This is a genomic window from Bacteroidota bacterium, from assembly GCA_018816945.1.
GTDB lineage: Bacteria > Bacteroidota > Bacteroidia > Bacteroidales.
Genome location: JAHIVC010000010.1, coordinates 102,594 through 121,158, shown reverse-complemented (window position 1 = coordinate 121,158; position 18,565 = coordinate 102,594). Strand labels below are relative to the sequence as shown.

Annotated in this window: 24 protein-coding genes; 9 read left to right on the top strand and 15 right to left on the bottom strand. The window is 35.5% G+C overall.

Translation table 11 applies throughout. The annotated features are described in order from the left end of the window. Positions 1-29 precede the first annotated feature (29 nt). Positions 30-1,367 carry a citrate (Si)-synthase gene (locus tag KKG99_01895; protein ID MBU1011733.1) on the bottom strand — a complete coding sequence of 446 codons (1,338 nt, stop codon included), beginning with the start codon at positions 1,365-1,367 and terminating at the stop codon, positions 30-32. A gap of 37 nt (positions 1,368-1,404) precedes the next feature. Further along, positions 1,405-2,772: an NADP-dependent isocitrate dehydrogenase gene (icd, locus tag KKG99_01890; GenBank protein ID MBU1011732.1), complete on the bottom strand. Its 1,368-nt coding sequence runs from the start codon at positions 2,770-2,772 to the stop codon at positions 1,405-1,407. A 182-nt stretch (positions 2,773-2,954) separates the two neighbouring features. Here icd and KKG99_01885 point away from each other — a divergent pair, with 182 nt between their 5' ends. From KKG99_01885 to KKG99_01875, 3 genes are all read left to right on the top strand, one after another. After that, the gene (locus tag KKG99_01885; protein ID MBU1011731.1) at positions 2,955-3,323 is read left to right on the top strand and encodes a DUF393 domain-containing protein; all 369 of its coding nucleotides are present in this window, start codon (positions 2,955-2,957) and stop codon (positions 3,321-3,323) included. 111 nt (positions 3,324-3,434) lie between these two features. Further along, on the top strand, positions 3,435-3,905 hold the full coding sequence (locus tag KKG99_01880; protein MBU1011730.1) for a PspC domain-containing protein: 471 nt from the start codon (positions 3,435-3,437) through the stop codon (positions 3,903-3,905). A 4-nt stretch (positions 3,906-3,909) separates the two neighbouring features. Further along, entirely contained in the window at positions 3,910-4,833 is a 924-nt protein-coding gene (locus KKG99_01875) for a hypothetical protein (GenBank protein ID MBU1011729.1), read from the top strand. 86 nt (positions 4,834-4,919) lie between these two features. Here KKG99_01875 and KKG99_01870 read toward each other — a convergent pair whose 3' ends face one another. Beyond that, a complete protein-coding gene (locus tag KKG99_01870; GenBank protein MBU1011728.1) occupies positions 4,920-5,636 on the bottom strand; it encodes a response regulator transcription factor in 717 nt (238 codons plus the stop codon). Continuing rightward, positions 5,629-6,948 (bottom strand): HAMP domain-containing histidine kinase, encoded by a 1,320-nt coding sequence (locus KKG99_01865; protein MBU1011727.1) that lies wholly within the window; start codon positions 6,946-6,948, stop codon positions 5,629-5,631. The genes KKG99_01870 and KKG99_01865 overlap by 8 nt, the downstream gene beginning before the upstream one ends. Positions 6,949-7,160: 212 nt before the next feature. Here KKG99_01865 and KKG99_01860 point away from each other — a divergent pair, with 212 nt between their 5' ends. The 3 genes from KKG99_01860 (at position 7,161) to KKG99_01850 (ending at position 8,286) form a co-directional block, all read left to right on the top strand. After that, entirely contained in the window at positions 7,161-7,388 is a 228-nt protein-coding gene (locus tag KKG99_01860; GenBank protein MBU1011726.1) for a hypothetical protein, read from the top strand. Between the two features lie 105 nt (positions 7,389-7,493). Then, positions 7,494-7,901, top strand: a complete 408-nt coding sequence (locus KKG99_01855; GenBank protein MBU1011725.1) for an OsmC family protein — start codon at positions 7,494-7,496, stop codon at positions 7,899-7,901. A 1-nt stretch (position 7,902) separates the two neighbouring features. Further along, positions 7,903-8,286: a thioesterase family protein gene (locus tag KKG99_01850; GenBank protein MBU1011724.1), complete on the top strand. Its 384-nt coding sequence runs from the start codon at positions 7,903-7,905 to the stop codon at positions 8,284-8,286. A gap of 381 nt (positions 8,287-8,667) precedes the next feature. Here KKG99_01850 and KKG99_01845 read toward each other — a convergent pair whose 3' ends face one another. The 3 genes from KKG99_01845 to dtd form a co-directional block, all read right to left on the bottom strand. Then, positions 8,668-9,153: a peptide deformylase gene (locus KKG99_01845; GenBank protein ID MBU1011723.1), complete on the bottom strand. Its 486-nt coding sequence runs from the start codon at positions 9,151-9,153 to the stop codon at positions 8,668-8,670. After that, a complete protein-coding gene (locus KKG99_01840; GenBank protein MBU1011722.1) occupies positions 9,153-9,560 on the bottom strand; it encodes a bacteriohemerythrin in 408 nt (135 codons plus the stop codon). The genes KKG99_01845 and KKG99_01840 overlap by 1 nt, the downstream gene beginning before the upstream one ends. A gap of 62 nt (positions 9,561-9,622) precedes the next feature. Then, positions 9,623-10,075, bottom strand: a complete 453-nt coding sequence (dtd, locus tag KKG99_01835; protein ID MBU1011721.1) for a D-tyrosyl-tRNA(Tyr) deacylase — start codon at positions 10,073-10,075, stop codon at positions 9,623-9,625. A 138-nt stretch (positions 10,076-10,213) separates the two neighbouring features. Here dtd and KKG99_01830 point away from each other — a divergent pair, with 138 nt between their 5' ends. Both KKG99_01830 and KKG99_01825 read left to right on the top strand, forming a co-directional pair. Further along, positions 10,214-10,936 (top strand): pyridoxine 5'-phosphate synthase, encoded by a 723-nt coding sequence (locus tag KKG99_01830; protein MBU1011720.1) that lies wholly within the window; start codon positions 10,214-10,216, stop codon positions 10,934-10,936. Positions 10,937-10,980: 44 nt separating this feature from the next. Further along, on the top strand, positions 10,981-11,757 hold the full coding sequence (locus KKG99_01825; protein ID MBU1011719.1) for an alpha/beta fold hydrolase: 777 nt from the start codon (positions 10,981-10,983) through the stop codon (positions 11,755-11,757). 16 nt (positions 11,758-11,773) lie between these two features. Here the strand turns inward: KKG99_01825 and tatC are convergent, their stop codons facing one another. The 5 genes from tatC to KKG99_01800 form a co-directional block, all read right to left on the bottom strand. Beyond that, positions 11,774-12,565, bottom strand: a complete 792-nt coding sequence (tatC, locus tag KKG99_01820) for a twin-arginine translocase subunit TatC (GenBank protein ID MBU1011718.1) — start codon at positions 12,563-12,565, stop codon at positions 11,774-11,776. 244 nt (positions 12,566-12,809) lie between these two features. Then, positions 12,810-13,313 (bottom strand): DsrE/DsrF/DrsH-like family protein, encoded by a 504-nt coding sequence (locus KKG99_01815; protein ID MBU1011717.1) that lies wholly within the window; start codon positions 13,311-13,313, stop codon positions 12,810-12,812. 25 nt (positions 13,314-13,338) lie between these two features. After that, positions 13,339-13,650: a TusE/DsrC/DsvC family sulfur relay protein gene (locus tag KKG99_01810; protein ID MBU1011716.1), complete on the bottom strand. Its 312-nt coding sequence runs from the start codon at positions 13,648-13,650 to the stop codon at positions 13,339-13,341. Between the two features lie 19 nt (positions 13,651-13,669). Continuing rightward, the gene (locus tag KKG99_01805; GenBank protein MBU1011715.1) at positions 13,670-14,338 is read right to left on the bottom strand and encodes a DUF1641 domain-containing protein; all 669 of its coding nucleotides are present in this window, start codon (positions 14,336-14,338) and stop codon (positions 13,670-13,672) included. Between the two features lie 41 nt (positions 14,339-14,379). Then, complete coding sequence (locus KKG99_01800) at positions 14,380-15,609, bottom strand: NAD(P)/FAD-dependent oxidoreductase (protein ID MBU1011714.1); 1,230 nt, start codon at positions 15,607-15,609, stop codon at positions 14,380-14,382. Between the two features lie 170 nt (positions 15,610-15,779). On the opposite strand from KKG99_01800, the gene KKG99_01795 reads away from it, so the two are divergent. Beyond that, positions 15,780-16,475: a Crp/Fnr family transcriptional regulator gene (locus KKG99_01795; protein ID MBU1011713.1), complete on the top strand. Its 696-nt coding sequence runs from the start codon at positions 15,780-15,782 to the stop codon at positions 16,473-16,475. 64 nt (positions 16,476-16,539) lie between these two features. Here KKG99_01795 and KKG99_01790 read toward each other — a convergent pair whose 3' ends face one another. The 3 genes from KKG99_01790 to KKG99_01780 all read right to left on the bottom strand — a co-directional run bounded on the left by KKG99_01790 (position 16,540) and on the right by KKG99_01780 (position 18,483). Beyond that, positions 16,540-17,085, bottom strand: a complete 546-nt coding sequence (locus KKG99_01790; protein ID MBU1011712.1) for a hypothetical protein — start codon at positions 17,083-17,085, stop codon at positions 16,540-16,542. Beyond that, positions 17,078-17,680 carry a molybdenum cofactor guanylyltransferase gene (locus KKG99_01785; protein ID MBU1011711.1) on the bottom strand — a complete coding sequence of 201 codons (603 nt, stop codon included), beginning with the start codon at positions 17,678-17,680 and terminating at the stop codon, positions 17,078-17,080. The genes KKG99_01790 and KKG99_01785 overlap by 8 nt, the downstream gene beginning before the upstream one ends. A 104-nt stretch (positions 17,681-17,784) precedes the next feature. Then, positions 17,785-18,483: a hypothetical protein gene (locus tag KKG99_01780; GenBank protein MBU1011710.1), complete on the bottom strand. Its 699-nt coding sequence runs from the start codon at positions 18,481-18,483 to the stop codon at positions 17,785-17,787. Positions 18,484-18,565: the final 82 nt, after the last annotated feature.

Genomic DNA, 18,565 nt, shown 5'->3' with positions numbered 1-18,565 from the left:
TCCTTATATTCTATATTCAAAATAGAGCTTTATTCTATAGGTTCAGCCGCCGGTTTTGCGTTAGGCTTTATTCCGGCAATTTCTTCAAGCATATCCGTTGTTAATGATTTTGGCCGCTCCAACGGATAACCAAGTGCCCGGTCCCAAATAATGTTTGCACAAATACCTATCGATCTTCCGACACCGAAAAGTACAGTATAAAAATCATACTCTTGCAAACCATAATGCCATTGTATAATACCGGATTGAGCATCAACGTTAGGCCATGGATTTTTTGCTTTACCATGCTCTAATAAAATATCAGGAACAACCTTATAAAGCATGTCAACATATTTAAACAAGTCATCATCTTTTAAATGTTTAAGGCTAAACTCACGTTGCAATAAATAACGCGGGTCGGTTTTTCTTAAAACTGCGTGCCCGAATCCGGGAATAACCTGGCCTGAATTTAATGTCTCCCAAACAAATTGCTTCATCTCTGCCTCAGTTGGAATGGCTCCACCCATCTTTTCCCTTAAATCTTGTAACCATTTCAAAACGCCCTGACTTGCCAATCCATGAAGTGGCCCTGCCAATCCATTTACCATTGCTGAAATAGACAAATAGATATCCGACAAAGAACTTGCCACAAGATGCCCTGCATGAGCACTAACGTTTCCGGCCTCATGATCGCTATGTAGAATAAAGTGCATTCTGATTACATCATCATAAGGCTTTCCTTTGCCCATCATAAATGCAAAGTTGCCACCTAAATCTAAGTTAGGGTTGGATTGAATCCTGTTCCCATCGCGATATAATTTAGCATAGATATAAGTTGCTATTTCCGGAAGTTTTGCAAGCAGGTTTAATGAGTCCTCGTACATTGGGTCCCAGTAATCGGCCTTAGGTATTCCGGCAATATATTTTTTTGTGAAAAAAGATTCACGATGCATTGAAATAATGGCAGATGAGAATATAGTCATTGGATGACTACAACAAGGAAAAGCATCAATAAGTTCGTATATATACCTTGGTAAAATTCTTCTTTTTGCAAACTCATCAACAACCTCGGTTACTTCTGCTTCGGTTGGAATATCTCCGGTTAATAGTAAATAAAACAAACCTTCAACATAGGGCATATCCGCCCCTTTTGGTTTTGGCAATTTTTCAAAAACTTCTTCAAGTTTGTATCCTCTAAACCTGATTCCTTCATTAGGATCTAAGTATGAAATATCAGTGATCAAACTCTTTAGCCCTCTCATCCCTCCAAGGAGTTTCGAAATGGTCACCTGATCAACAACTACATCACCAAACTCATTATTGAGTCTTTCAATTCTAGGGCGGTGTTCCTGAATTTTTTGGTAAAGCTTTTCTTTTAAACTTGTCATTTGTTCTTCTCTTAATTAAATTCTTATCAAATTTTATCTACATATTTTCAATGATGGCATCGCCAAACTCTGAGCATTTAAGCAATTTTGCATTATCCATCATGCGGTGATAATCATAGGTAACTCTTTTTTGGGCGATGGTTTTCACTAAAGCATCCCATATCAAATCGTGAGCTTTATCCCAGCCCATATATTTCAACATCATTCCTCCTGAAAGAATTACCGAACCCGGGTTAACCTGATCCAAACCGGCATATTTAGGAGCAGTTCCATGAGTTGCTTCAAAAATGGCATGGCCCGTTATATAATTAATATTTGCTCCGGGAGCAATGCCAATACCTCCAACCTGCGCTGCCAAAGCATCCGACAGATAATCGCCATTCAGGTTCATGGTAGCAATTACTTCAAATTCAGTAGGCCTTGTAAGCACTTGCTGAAGTGTAATATCAGCAATTGAGTCCCGAATAAGCAATTTCTGTTTCCATTGTCCGTTGCCGTGTGTTGGCATTAATTTCAGTGCAGATTCAACCTCAGCCTGTATTTCTTTTTTCTGAGCATCAACCATCATATGGTAGCCCGGATCAATCATTTTGGCATTATCCTCGATACTCAAATCCGGACTTTTATCTTTATTTCCAATGATCCAACTTTCTCGTTCGGTAACAACTTTATCGCGATATTCAGTAACTGCAACTTCAAATCCCCATTTTTTAAAGGCACCTTCGGTATATTTCATAATATTACCTTTATGAACGATGGTTAACGATTTCCTGTTTTCCAGCAAAGCATATTCAAGCGCAGCTTTTACCAAACGGTAGGTCCCTTCTTTTGAAGCCGGTTTGATTCCAATTCCACTAGTTTCAGGAAAACGGATACTATCTACTTTCATCTCTTCCTGTAAAAAACGGATTATTTTTTTTGCATTTTCAGTACCTGCGGCCCACTCAATTCCCGCATAAATATCTTCTGTATTTTCCCTGAAAATTACCATATCGACATTTTCTGGTCGTTTTACAGGGGAAGGAACACCTGTGATATATTTCACAGGTCGCAAGCAAACATATAAGTCGAGTTTTTGTCGTAAAGCAACATTTAATGAAGTAATCCCGCCTCCAATTGGGGTGGTTAACGGGCCTTTTATTCCAACTAAATATTCAATAAATGCATCTAGGGTTTTCTGTGGCAACCATTCACCGGTGCGGTTAAATGAATTCTCTCCGGCATATACTTCCAGCCAATTAATTTTCCGATCGCCACCATAAGCTTTCTCAATAGCAGCATCAAACACACGTACAGAAGCAGCCCAAATATCCGGGCCGGTCCCATCTCCTTCTATGTAAGGAATCGTTGGATTATTTGGGACGATTAATTTTCCGTTTTCAATTTTTATTTTTCCTGAATTCATTATAATTTTAATTAAAAATCTTTGGGTGAACTTTAATCCTATTGCAGATCAAACTTATACCATAAATTTAATAAAACTTATCCAATTTAAAAAATAGGATTAATGATTTTAAGCTAATTCTAATAATATTGAAAATAATATGGTAAATTATTGCCATATTATTATTTTTCAATTAGTTATATATGAATGATATGATTGTATATTTTGATGATTATTGTTATTTATGTAGCAACACAATTCAACTTTTGAATTGGTTAGATAAAGGTGACAAACTAACATTTATCGGCTTGAGCAATGGCATTTCGGGGAAAATTCCAAAAGATTTATTGAGCATGGACAGTATTATCGTTTTTCAGAATGGTCAATATTTTGTTAAGACAAGTGCAATTTTCCAGATCATTAAATATCTGGGTGGCTTTTTAAGAATTTTTTTCATTTTTAAAATCATACCTGTTAAGCAATTGGATATGCTATATGATTTTGTTGCCCGATCACGTTATCGAATGTTTGGGAAACGAAAAAGCTGTTATCTTCCCAAAAAGCATAAATAAAATGAAAATAATGTAATTTATTTCCCATTTTTGCGTCAATACAATAAATGAGGTTATTGACCATTTGGCTAATCATTTTGTATATTTGTTATCCATCGAAAATTAAATATTATGGAAAATCATCGTAGCGGATTATACCGAAGCACTAATCAGCATGTTATAGGTGGTGTTGCAGCAGGAATTGCTGACCACATGCACACCGATCCAACCATCATTAGAATACTATTTGTAGTTGCTGCACTATTTGGCGGTGGCGGTGTTCTGATTTATCTTATTTTATGGATTGCACTTCCAACCGGAATAACAACTTATTATAACCAACCAAATAATTTCAATCATATGGAAACAGAAAATATTGATAAGGGTAAAAATGAAAATTTCAACCCGAAACAGCCATGGGATAAAAACAAGAATGATGGTAGTTTAATTGCCGGATTAATTTTAATCACTTTAGGCTTGATTTTCTTAGCCGAAAGGTTTATTCCCCGCGTGGATTTTGGAGATTTATGGCCTATCATCCTGCTCGTTGCAGGTATAGTAATGATCAAATCCGGTTACGATAAAACAAAAAATAAAACATAAACAGATGAAAAACAGTAATTTATTCTGGGGCGGAATTTTAGTTGCGCTCGGCGTTATATTTATTCTTAGCAATTTTGATTTTCTAAATTTCAATTGGTGGGGCATTTTCAGGCTTTGGCCCATGTTGCTTGTTTTAATTGGAATTACTTTGCTTCCTATAAAAAACGCGATAAAAATCGTACTTACCTTAATCCTTCTTGCTGTCACCATTACCTTGCTTTTAACAAATACTTCTTTGTATCAAGGACGATCCTATCGTTATAGCTGGCACTTTGGGGATAAAGATGATTATGTACGAGAATATAAAAGAGGCGATCAAAGTTTTTTTGAACCTTACTCGACTGACATTGAAGAGGCAACTTTGGATATCGAGGCAGTAGCCGGTGAATTCATTATCAGGGGAAACACAGATAATTTAGTTGATTTCCGGCAAGATGGGAATATTGGCCCTTATGTTTTCTCCACAAATAAAGATGGCAACCATCAATACCTTAAATTTGAAATGCAGAATTCACATTTCAGAATGAAAAGGCTGATAAATGATGTTGATCTTCAACTGAACGATAATCCGGTTTGGAACATCAACCTTGAATGTGGTGCCGCTAAAATCGAACTGGATTTAAGCAAATATAAAACCCGAAATATTGACATTCAGGGAGGTGCATCTTCAACACATCTTAAATTAGGAAGTCTTTATGCAAAAACAAATGTGAAAATTGAATCCGGAGCGTCCTCAATCACCATTGCCATACCTGAAGATGCCGGCTGCGAACTTACTACTCAAACCGTGCTTTCTTCAAAGAATTTTGATGGGTTCACCCGACTTGAAAGGGGATTATATCAGACCGATAATTTTGAAAATGCTCAAAATAAGATCTATATTGACATTGAAGCAGCTGTTACTAGTTTGAAAATTAGACGATATTAATTAGATAAAATTTAGTATCAATTAAGGAAGATCATATTCTATATTCTATATTCTGACTTCTGTCTTCTTATTTACTAATAGGAAATCTATTTCTCTTGGGCTTTTTCAATAACCTCAAGCTTGAATCCGGTTCCATGCACATTATTTATTGAAATATTGGGATCGGCCTTTAGGTATTTTCGGAGTTTGGCGATGAAAACATCCATGCTTCTCCCGATAAAATAATCATTTTCGCCCCATATCATTTTCAATGCATATTCTCTTGAAAGCAATTTATTTTTGTGCAAACATAAAAGTTTTAGTAAACCCGATTCTTTTCTGGTTAAGTTGTATTCAAGATCCGATGTTCGCAAGGTCATATTCTTTGAATCAAATGAAAATATCCCGATCTGATAATTAGATTCAGTACCATTATTGGTCTCCTGTATAACTTGACAACGTTTTAAAATTGCTCTGATCCGAAGGCTAAGTTCTTCAGTGCTAAATGGTTTTGTTATATAATCGTCGCAACCAAGCTGAAAACCCTTAATCCGATCTTCTTTTAATGATTTTGCAGTAAGAAAAATGATCGGGATTATCTGATTGGTGGCACGGATATCTTCAGCCAGACTAAAGCCATCTTTTTTGGGCATCATTACATCAAACACACACAAATCAAAACGATGACGTTTAAATGCTTTCAACCCTTCTTCGCCATCTTTACAAAGTTTTATCTCGTATCCAAGCATTTCTAAATAATCGAGGAGAACCAGACTTAAGTTGGGATCATCCTCAACCAGCAATATTTTAATTCTTTCACTCATAAGATTCCTCTTTAGTAATTGGAACAAAAGGTAAGTAAAGTTCGAATTTACTTCCCTTTCCTAATTCTGAATTAATTTTAATATAGCCGCCATGAGCCTCAATCATGGTCTTCACGTAGTACAAGCCAATTCCAAAACCTTTCACATTATGAATGTTTCCGGTTGGAACCCTATAGAGTTTTTTAAATATCTGTTTTTGGTTTTCGCTACTGATACCGATGCCATTATCCTGAATATCAATCAGTATTCCATCTTTGGCATTTTTTGTAGATATCAATATCTCAGGATTGCGATCTGTGTATTTTTTGGCATTATCGAGCAAATTGGAAATTACGTTTACTATATGAACCCGATCGGCCAAAATAATTGGATTTTTGGCATTTAATTCAATCTTGATTTTCCCATTCCTCTTTTTTAACCCTAATTTGAAATGATCCACAACCTTATTAATAATATGGTGGATGTCAATTTCTTTGGGCCTGATTTTCATATCTCCTTTATCCAGTATTGAAATTTGCAAAACCCTTTCAACTTGATTCTCGAGTCGCGTATTTTCATCAAAAATAATACTGGCATATTTCTGCGTTTTCTCGGCCGACTCATAAACATTGGGTCTTAACAACATTTCACTTGCCAGCGAAATCGTAGAAATTGGCGTCTTAAACTCATGGGTCATATTGTTTACGAAATCCGATTTCATTTCTGAAAGTCTCTTTTGCCTGAACATACTGACTACCGTATACCAAAAACTGATGATGACTATGATGATAAAGAAAGCCGAAAGCATTAGCCATCCAATCATATTAAGCAATATTTGGCTTGTTTGGTGTGGAAAATAAATCCCCAGAAAATACTGATCCGAATCACAGAGACAACTCAATGATACATTATGTTGTGAGTTCATGATTTCCTTTTCATAATTCAAATAAGAACCCATTAAAAAAATCCCGGTCCTACGATCGTAAACGCCATACTCGTAATTGTTATTAATCTGCAAACAATCAAGCTCAGTTTTAACTAGCTTAAAAAGCGTATTTTTATCAATAATATCCGTTAATTTAGTCTTCAGCACTATGCAATTGGGGTTGGCTTTCATCATGACTAAAGTTGAGTCGGTATGGTCATTTAAAAGTTGATTAACGACCGTTTTCATTGCAATGAGTACCCCATTATTAAATTGTTCTTCCTTAAAATCAACTGCTTTTTTCACCCAATATAATTGAGTAAACATAATGCCAACCATCGAAATTGAAGCAATGACAACAATGAACCTGAAAAATTCTTTCTTCAATCGTTCACTAATTTTTGTCATGGCACATCAAATTATTTAAAACTCCGGAATTCTTAAGTCTGTCATTTTGTAGGCGTTAATTCAAAATTAACAACACAAATATACAACGATCAAATCATCCTCAATTTTTAATTAACAATTCATTAACAGTTTTTAACAGCCACTTAACAAAAATGGATCATATTAAAACTAAATTTGTGTAAAGAAATAATTATAACTCTAAAAAGAACTATATGAAAAAAATAATTTTAGGCATAGCAGTTGTTGCTTTTATTGCTATAGGAACTATATCAGTTAATGCACAAGATCCACAAAAGAAGGAAGTTAAAAAAACTACTACAGAAGTTACTACAAAAACAGCAGAAACAAAAGAATGTGATGCTGCTGCCAAAAAAGCATGTTGCGAAACTTCAAAAGCTTGTGATACAACAAAGAAAACCGAAAAAAAGAAAAAGAAATAATACTTTTAAAATAAGTTATGGAAGCCTCAATTTGTTGAGGCTTTTTTTTATCCTTTCTTCATCACAAATTTCTTAATGATTACCTTTGAAATAAAACTTTGATTTATGATAACTACAAAGACAAAATACATTGGAGGATTAAGGACAGAAGCACAGCATCAACAATCCGGTATCAAAATTATTACGGATGCACCCATCGATAATCAGGGAAAAGGGGAAGCTTTTTCGCCGACTGATTTAGTAGCTACTGCACTTGGAAGTTGCATGATAACGATTGTTGGAATTGCTGCCAACAACCATCATTTCAATATTGACGGTACTCAAATAGAAATCACCAAAGTGATGGCTTCTGATCCCAGAAGGATTTCTGAAGTAATTATTGATTTTACTTTTCCACCAAATAACTATACTGAAAAACAGAAAAAAATTATTGAAGTCTCTGCATTGACATGCCCCGTTGCAAAAAGTTTACATCCCGATTTAAAACAAAGCGTAAATTTTAAATATTGCTAGTATGTTTGATGATATAAAAGTTGGATTATCATTTGAAACAGAAAAAATAGTGAGCCTTCAAGATTCGGCTACTAACTATGGTTCGGGGATGGTTGATGTTTTTGCCACACCTGCTATGATTGCCTTAATGGAAAAAACTGCACTCGAATGTGTAAATCATCTTTTGCCTGTAGGATATACAACGGTGGGTACCGAACTTCATATTCAGCATGTAAAAGCAACCCCTATTGGGAAAAAAGTAAACTGTAAGTCAATCGTGACTGAAGTTGACCGTAAAAAAATTATTTTTGAGGTTAGCGCTAACGATGAAAATGGTAAAATTGGATTTGGAATTCATACCCGGTTTATTATCGATCAGGCCGAATTTATGGGGAAATTACAGTAAGTTTCTTTCGGGAAAACCGCTCTCTTATAGAGTTATTTTTAATCGATATTCCTTATTGGCTAGTATTGAGAATACAGTAGACAGTAGTCAGTAGACAGTAGTTTTTGTTTGGGGCGGCTTTTTAAGAGCATGGTATTTAAGTTGATTCATAAAGATTTATATAAAATTTGGGATTGAGATTAAGTATGGCTCAGATTTTTTTATACACGTTAACAATTAAACACAAAAACACTTTTTTTATGATTGACATTCGGTGGATATCAGTCAGTAGACAGTAGACAGAATACAGAAGTCAGTAGACAAAAACATATTAAACAAAACCTTTGATTTTTACCTACGAAATACTAACTACTGTCTACTGTATTCTTAATTCCGGCACATTTAGCTTCCAATCATTTTAAACGACTTATTATCTATAGCTCTTTGTGTAGCTAAAATACCATCAAGGTGGTCGTATTCATGTTGAATAAGCTCCGAAAGATCATCTTCAAGTTGCCAGGTATATTCCTCCCAATTCATATCACGAAAAGTCATCTTTACCTTTTTGGCCCGTTCAACTTTTACAAATAGATTTGGGAATGAAAAACAATCATCCCAAAGAATGATTTTTTCTTCACTAAAATCGAATAAAACCGGATTAATGATCACAATTGGCTTATCAATATTGACATAAATAAACCGTTTCATGACCCCAATCTGCGGAGCTGCGATAGCCCTGCCGGCTTTGTATTTTTCCTTGTATTCCATTAAAGCCCTATGTAGGATGTCAATAGCGTATTTAATTTCATCCAATTCTTCTTTTTTTACAGCTACTGATAGCTCATACAATCTGGGATCCCCTAAAAGTAAAATATTTTTCAAACTCATTATTTTATTCCTGCTTTATTTAACATCATGCCTAATTGCTTATCTGTTCCACTAATGTGGTTAATAAGCCACTCTTTTAAAAATCGCATTAACTCAATGCTGAGCCCAACTTTTTTTGCCTCAAAATCAAGTTTAAATTGTGATACCTTTTCTATCAGTTTACGGTGTTCCAGAAGATGATCTTCAGCTTGAGGATAATTTATCCGAGAAAAATATATTTCTTCATCCCCAAAGTGATAAAGAGTATAATCTATCAATTCATTTAAGGTAGTTTCCAGAACGAGATTTCCTTTGCCGCTCGACATTGCGGAAGCAAGGTTATTTAATAATTCTACCAATTTCTGGTGCTGCGCATCAATCGAATCAACATGCACAGAATATTTATCCATCCAGGGAAATATAAACATTGCTTTATCTTTTTGTTAAATATAAAAAATTAACCCAATTATTTATAATGACTGTTCCGAACTTATTCTTTATTCTTTGAATCTAGAATAATGGTAACAGGGCCATCATTTGTCAAAGTAACTTCCATTTCGGCCCCAAACATACCGGTTTGAATTTTTTTTCCAATTTCTTTTTCAAATTGACTAACAAACTGTTCGTAAAGTGGAACAGCCACATCAGGTTTTGCAGCACAAATATAAGAAGGACGATTGCCTTTTTTGGTGCTGGCATGCAAGGTAAATTGACTCACTACAATTACTTCTCCGCCAATTTCTTTCACATCCAGATTCATCACTCCATTGGCATCATCAAAAATTCGCAATTGCGATATTTTGCGACATAGCCATTCAATATCTTCAAATGAATCTGCATTTTCGATGCCCAGCAAAATCAATAAGCCTTTTTTAATTTCGGCCTTTACCTTTTTATCAATGCTAACCGAAGCCTCCGAAACTCTTTGTATTACAACTCTCATTCTATCGAAATTAAAACCCTAATTTACGATAATTGAATAAAAGTCCGACAATGAAGTATCAATATTCGAGACTCAAGACTCAAGATAGGGGACTCAAGATGAGAATTATTACTAATTTTGTGTAAATACATAATCAAAATGACCAAACTCAGCGTTAATATCAATAAAATTGCCACCATCCGAAATGCCCGAGGTGGCAACTATCCCAATGTTTTAAAAGCGGCAATCGATTGCGAAAGATTCGGTGCTCAGGGAATCACGGTGCATCCGCGCCCCGACGAGCGACATATCCGCTATCAGGATGCAAGGGATATCAAACCTAAAATCGGGGTTGAATTTAACATTGAGGGAAACCCTGTTCCTAAATTTATTGATTTGGTATTGGAAGTAAAACCACATCAAGTTACTTTGGTTCCCGACTCTCCGGATGCAATCACTTCTAATGCCGGATGGGATACGATTAAAAATGAATCCTTCCTGAAAGAAGTGATTTCTGAATTCAAAAGAAATGGAATACGGACTTCCATTTTTATTGAAACAGATGAAAAAATGATCCGGAATGCATTGAAAACAGGTGCCGACAGAATAGAGTTATATACTGAAAGCTATGCCGACCATTTTCATAAAGATAGAGTTGCAGCCATTGCCCCATTTATTGCAGCCGCGAAAGTTGCCAACGAAATTGGTTTGGGTATCAATGCCGGTCACGATTTGGATTTACATAATCTTAGATATTTCGCAGAAAACATTCCCGGTTTATTGGAAGTTTCGATCGGCCACGCACTCATTAGTGATGCCTTGTACCTTGGGTTGGAAAACACGGTACAGTTGTATTTAAGGGAATTGAAAACATGGAAATAACATTTGATTTTAAAAAATCTATTCTCTGGCGTTAATTTTAAAAGATGAAATTATTTTATCGAACATTTGGCGAAGGTCCTGCTGTGATAATTCTTCATGGACTGTTTGGCATTTCCGATAATTGGGTAAGTTTTGGAAAAAACCTGGCAGATCAGGGTTATCAGGTTTACATTCCCGATCAACGAAATCACGGTCAATCGCCTCATAGTCCTGTTTTTAATTATCTGGCACTAACTGACGACCTTAACGAATTTATTGAAGATCAAGAAATAGAAAATCCGGTGATCATAGGCCATTCAATGGGTGGCAAAGTATGTGCCCGTTTTGCCCTTGAAAATTCGGAATTAATTAAAAAGGTGGTAATAGTAGATATCAGCCTTAGAGCTTATCCAAGCCGAAATTCCCATGCCAAAATTATTGATGGGATGCGCCGGATTAATTTCGACATGGTAAATTCGCGCATAGAGGTCGATATGTTGCTTACAGAGCGTATTCCCGATTTTCGGATCCGTCAATTTATTCTGAAAAATTTATACTGGAAAGAAAAAGATAAGCTCGCATGGAGAATTAATTTTGAGGCCATCTGTGAAAATTTAAATGAGCTTTTTGATGGGATCGATACCATTGACCGTTTTAATAAACCTGCCTTATTTATCAGGGGCGGATTATCGGATTATATCCTGCCCGAAGATTATCCAGCAATTAAATATAATTTCCCGAATGCTGAAATTGTAACTATTGAAAATACTTCGCATTGGGTCCATGCCGAAGCACCTGAAAAATTTACCGAATTGGTGTTTGATTTTTTAAAGAAAAACTGATTTATCGGATAGAGAACTAATCCTCCATTTCAATCACCCGCTTTTTATAAACCCTTTTTGAAAGGCTGATACTTAATTCATAAAGCCCATATAAAGGAATAACAACCAGAATTTGGCTAAAGACATCGGGTGGGGTTATAATCGCCGAAATGATCAACAGGATTACCAACATGTACTTCCTGTTTTTTTTCATAAAAGAGGGAGTGATGATACCGATTTTTGTCAGAAAATAAACTAAGATGGGCAACTCAAATACAAGACCAACTGCAAAGGTCACCGAAACCACGGTACTGATATATGAATCTAACGAAATACTGTTTTCAACAACATCACTTACCTGATAGGTGCCAAAAAAGTTAATCGTTAATGGGACTATTATGAAATAGCTGAACAATACGCCCAGTATAAAAAGCAAGGAACTTGCAATCACAGCCCCACCCGAGTATTTTTTTTCTTTCGAATGCAGAGCCGGATTTATAAAACTCCAGATTTGATAAATGACGTATGGGAATGCAGCAACCAAACCAACGATCATCGAAATGTACATATGGGTCATAAACTGTCCCGACATGCTGATATTAATTATTTTTAAGGACATTTCTCCGATACATAGTCCTGAGATTGATAGATAATCAGCAATTTGACAGAGAATACGATTGGTAATAAAGTTTGAATCCTTGGGGGCCAGAATGACCACATCAAATATTATTTCTCGATTTAGAAATGCTATAATGGCAAAAATCACGATAGCAATTACTGACCTGACGATGTGCCAGCGAAGCTCTTCAAGATGCTCCCAGAAACTCATTTCTTTCTCCGGGCTTTTTTCCTTTTTTTTATTCGAATTAACTTCAACCATCAGCTTTTACGATTTTTCAAAATGCTAATACAAAGATGGTAAAAATATTGGGATTTCAAACCGTAAACTAATGAAAAGGGATGGCGTCCCGACTTTGTCGGGACGCCATCCCAAAGCATCACAACCCTGCGAGAGTTTAAAACCCTCGCAGGTTAGTATCAATTCCATTGGAAAATTAAACCTCAGTCAAATTTTAGGTAAAGATTACCTGCGTATTTTCACCACCACACATTCCGTAAAAATCACCAATGGTGATGATATCCTTAACGTTTTCGTTAAAATCTTCCTTTTTAAGTTTGAACATTTCAACAGCTAATTTACATGCATAAATTTCGCCGCCCCCTGCGGTAATCATATCCAAAAATTCGTCAACCGGAGGCATATCCAAAGCTTCCATTTGCTTTTTCATCATTGCTGATACACCGGCTTCTACACCCGGTAACATCCCAAGAATGCTTGGGAAGGGCAAACCACCCGGCATTCGCATTGCAGGATTTCCAAGCGTTGAGGTATGCAATTTTTTCATTTGCTTTTTTGTAATGGCATCAAGGCCGAAAAAAGTAAAGAAAATTTTGGTTTCAATGCCTTCCATTACTGCGCCATTACCCATCACCAAGGTTGCATAAACATCTTCAATACTTCCTTTTGCGCAAATAAGGCATACTTTTTTTAATGGAGTTTCAGTTTTGTTTTCCATGATTTTAGTGCTTTAGTTTTTATGATTAGATACAACTAGCCGGTTTTGGTACGCCCGAAATTTTGGTTGCTTTTTTCAGTGGTGCGCCCGGGAATAATTGGTAAAATTCTTTGATATCAACAATGCCTGATTTCCCAATTCCACGAATAGTTAAGGCTTCGCCACTCATTACTTTGGTTCTGATCCAATTGATTAATTCAAAATGTTTATCGGTTAAATCAATCCCTTCTTCTTTTGCAATTTCTGTAGCTATTTCTTTTGTCCATTGTGATGGATCGTTCATATAACCTTCACCTGATACGTCTACAGATACTCCTGCTATTGTTTTTGTTGCCATAATGCTATGTTTTAAAATGTTATTTATTTTCTTTTACTATATTTTTTAAGAATGTAATCATGAAACCCATTCCTTTTTTCATCTCCGGGGTGTTTATTTCTCTCATAATTTTCCAGAGCGAATATTCGGGAATGTTTTCGGTATTTAAGCTTTTATATACGTTTACCCCATTCGTAAATGCCTGTAACATTTCTGGCTGAGTAAGGCTCTTAACCAGTTCGAGCATCGGTACGATATTGTCTGAAAGTTTTTTAACATCCTCGGCACCAAAATGGGTAACAACATTATCGATCATTCGGCCAAGTTCTGCAATAAACTCAAAATATCCTTTTTGTTCGAGTTCATTCATTTTTTTAATACTGTCAAGCCCAACCTGATGAATGATAGGCGTTACATCCTTGATCAAGTCGTTGGCGCTTTCAAGCATTCCGAATAGTTCGTTAAAGGTATCTATATTTCTTATGAATTTAAATGCCAGTTGTTTCAGGGCCTCCCCGTCAACCTCTATTCCTGCATTGTCGAGTTCAACAACAGTAGCTTTAAATATATCGGTACCAATTAGCGAAACATCAGTCACAAGGTCTTCAACGGTTTGGCGCGATTGCTTTTGAGCAAGAACTTCTTCCAAAACCATGTCAAGTTTCCTGTTTATATCATCGAATTTTGATTGAATTTCTATGTCTGTCATTTTCGTTTTATTTTTTATACAGTCGGTAAAAATGACTTGGTTTATAATTTTTTTCCTGCCATTTGCATCTCCGAATCGATAGGCATTTCTTTTCCTTTTAAAAGGATGTGCCAATAAATCCAACGGAAAATTAATTTGCCATAATGGTTCATCCGCGTAACTTTCAGAAGTCCGAATGGTCCAATTCCCGGAAATGGGAATGATCCTGCAAGCGGTTCAGTATCATAATTAAAATCGATCAAGGTCCCTTTTCCATAACCGGTTTCGATATAACAATTTGCATGCCCGTCGAATTTCGCAGTAAAGGGTCGTCCTTCAATTGCACACAATAAATTTTCCTGAAGGATATCAGCTTCGAAGTGAACTACTGATCCGGCCTTAGAAGTCGGCACATTTGCAGCATCACCGATCACGAATATATTTTCGGCTTTTTGCGATTGCAAGGTATATTTATCGGTAGGAACAAAGTTAAGTTCGTCCCCCATTCCGCTTCGTTCGATCATCGGATCGCCCATATTGGTTGGTACCGAAACTAAACAATCGAAAGGTACCTCAACACCTGCATAGTCAATAATTTTTTTATTTACATTATCAACTTCTGCAATATTAAAATCAGGAATAATGTTGATATTCTTATCCTTTAAAAGTTCACCCAACATTTTGGTAGCCCTTGGCTTAGTAAAGGCACCAGGTAATGGAGTAACATAAGTGATTTCTACTTTGTCACGCAGTCCCCTTTCTGTAAAAAAAGCATCGGCAAAAAATACAAACTCGAGCGGTGCTACAGGGCATTTAAAAGGAAGTTCAGCAATATTTACAACCAATTTGCCGCCTTTCCAAGTTTTAAAATAATCTGCAAGTGCAACAGCTCCTTCAATGGTATAAAAGTCGAAAATATCCTTATACCACAAATCGCCTTTCAAACCGGGAGTTTCTTCAGGAGCTGTTCGCGTTCCTGTGGCAATGATTAAATAATCGTAATTTAAAACTACCCCTTCCTCAAGTAAAACCCTGTTATTTTCCGGCTCGATTTTATCAATCTTGCTGTAAATTACATTCAATCCTATAGGGAAAAAATCACTTTTAGGCTTAATTACATCGTTCTTTTTGTACATTCCAAAAGGAATAAACAAAAATCCCGGTTGATAATAATGCATCTTAAACTGGTCAACAATCGTGATATCCCACTCATCCCTTTCAAGAACTTTTCTCATTTTGTTGGCCATAATAGTTCCACCTGTACCTGCTCCTAAGATTAATAGTTTCTTCATCTGATGTTATATTTTATAATATTTGTATGTTTGTATATAAGTATTTATCTGAATTCAATATAAATTTGTTACAAAATTAACAACGGTCAAGAACCTATACAAGTTTCTAGATATGATATATATCATAGTATTTATATTTATAGATATGTTTATGTAAAATCTTAGTGAATATGCCTGAGATCATCAAATCAAATCACTGTAAGACATGTATTTACAACCGACTGTTATTCGGCGGACTAAATGATAATGAGCTGAATTTACTTAATAGAAATAAAAAGGAAATGTTATTCAAAAAAGGCGAGATCATCAGTACCGAAGGTCAGGATATCGCTTCTTTCCTTTACTTAAAGCAAGGCTTGGTAAAACTTTACAAACAATCTCCTAATAATAAGGATCAAATCATAAGCATCGCAAAACCACGTGATTTTATATCGCTATTAAGCATGTTTTCTCTTTCAACTTACAAATATTCCATTTCCGCGCTTGAAGATAGCGTTGTTTGCTCAGTTGAGATGGATGCTTTAAAAGAGGTGATCAAAAATAACGGAACATTCGCCATCGACATCATGAAAAAAATGAGCAAGATGTATGATGACATTATTGAGAATAGATTTGAAATCAACAAAAAGCATTTAAGGGGGAGAATCGCATATATCCTTATATTTTTCTCTACACACATTTATCAAAGTGATGAATTTGAGCTTCCGGTATCAAGACGTGAGATCGCTGAATTAATTGAAATGACAACCGAAAACGTGATCCGGATTTTATCCGAATTCCGTAAGGATAAAATAATTCAAATTGATGGGAAAAGGATTAAATTGCTGGATCCTGAACGATTAGAAAGTGTCTGTAGGCTTGGATAACCTTTAGAATGTGTTTTAATTCCCAATCAGGGTTCTGTTATTTTTTTACGAATGAAAATTAAACTCAAAGAGCTTCAATGATTGACCATTTATGATTTTCAAATTTGACCCTTGATAAATCAAAACCGTTTTCCTGAAATAATATAAATTGATCAACTTTTGGCTCAAGCACATTTAAATGAGGCTTTATTTCAGGTTGATCTGCAGATCGACAAACCATAAACAATCCAGGTTCAATAAAATGCCTGAGGCCTCCCGATTCGCAAATAACGGCCGTATCATCAAACCAAAATTGTTGAAGCTCCTTCATCACTTCAATCAAGGCAATATCACTTTTGGTCTGCACATAAAACACCCTCGATGCACCTGCTTTCAACATTCTGGAACTATCCTTATTCCCATCTGAATTTAATTCTTCAATTATTTCAAAGTTTTCGGACTTAATAATTGGTTTTTCTGTTGGAGATATTTGATGAAAATGAGGGGAAATCTTCACTCCTATTACTTTATGAGAAATTGAGGTTTGATCAATTAATGCACAAGCGAGGCTTGTTTTACCGACATTGCGGCCCGTTCCGGCTATGAGCAAAAGATTGGGTTGGCTAATCATGATCTGACTTTAATTTTCCTTGTAAAACGAAAAATTCTTCCTGAGAATTAACATTAAAAAAAAGATCTGTTGAATAATAATGGAGGTTTGTATTAATCTCAAATTTTTTGGTTTTCAATCGATCAAAAGCATCGGGAATTTTATAGTTTTTTTGCAAAATAAAAATACGAAATGTCGGTTCCACATTTTTTCGATAAAAGGCACATATGGGTTCGAATTGTTGTTCGCCATGCCATGGTACAACGATATCAAACCCATCTGAATTTTCAATTAAATCTGCTAAAAGCTGAGATTTGATAAATGGCATATCGCAGGAAAGCACCAGATTTTGATCCGTTTTTGAAGCTTTTAAGCAGGAATAAATCCCTCCCATCGGGCCGCTATTCGGAAACTCATCAGTTATTTTTTGATAAGGCAGAAAATCATAAAAATGTGAGTTGGTACTAATTAAAATGGTTTCGCAAATTGGCTCAAGCGCATCAATGGCATACTGAATTAACGGCTTGGAATTTAATTCGATCAAACCCTTTTCATTGCCCATGCGACGGCTTTTGCCACCTGCTAAAACAATTCCGGTAATGCCACTTAAACTCATGATGCAAAAGTAGCAGTTTTCTAATAAAAATAGGTTGCTATATTATTTTAGCATAAAATGTGCTTCTTTTTAGAGATAAAAATGATGATAGCTTTATTCTACTCTTATTTATTCTCAGCCATGGCATTTTTCGTTGTTACTTTGCAAACGCCATAAATACCTTCGATGCCATAGAAAGGCAGTGTTAATCCAATATCCACAATTTCAATTGACTTTATATTTATTGGTTTAACATGTTTTAGTCCCCAAATTCCCTGAATCTTTACCCCATCAACAATATATAAGCCGGAACGACTAACAACGAAAATATTTGGACTCATTTCTTTATCCAATAATTCCTCAAAACTTATATATTTATAAGGGTTTATTTTTCGCCCATTAAAATCCACAGCATCAATCGAATTTTCATATACGATATCTTCGTTATAACCACGTGCGATCAATTCTTTACTCCTGTTTTTTTGATCTTCAGCATAATTATAATCGGAAGCATTGGGGAGTACAAAATCGAGGTTTGGCTCACCGGTATATTTCTTTTCCAAATACCCATTTAAAGTTGTGAGAGCCATCACTTTTTCTGTTGATGCTTCTATTTTCATTTTAAAATGACCCTTTTTATTTGTTCTTTTTGCATGTTTGGAACCAGGAACAATCAGCGTTGCATTTTTTATAGGATGATTGTCTGTATCCATAACAGACCCTTTTAGAGTAACCTTTTTGGTCCTTGTATTATCTTGAGCGAATGATCCCTGCACAATAAAAGCAGAAAACAAGATCAGCCATAAAATTTTCTTTTTCATCATGTCAATTATTTGGAGGTTAAACATTTAATATTATACCAAAACCTTACAATAATTAAGCCAAATTGAGAGAGACAGAATGAGG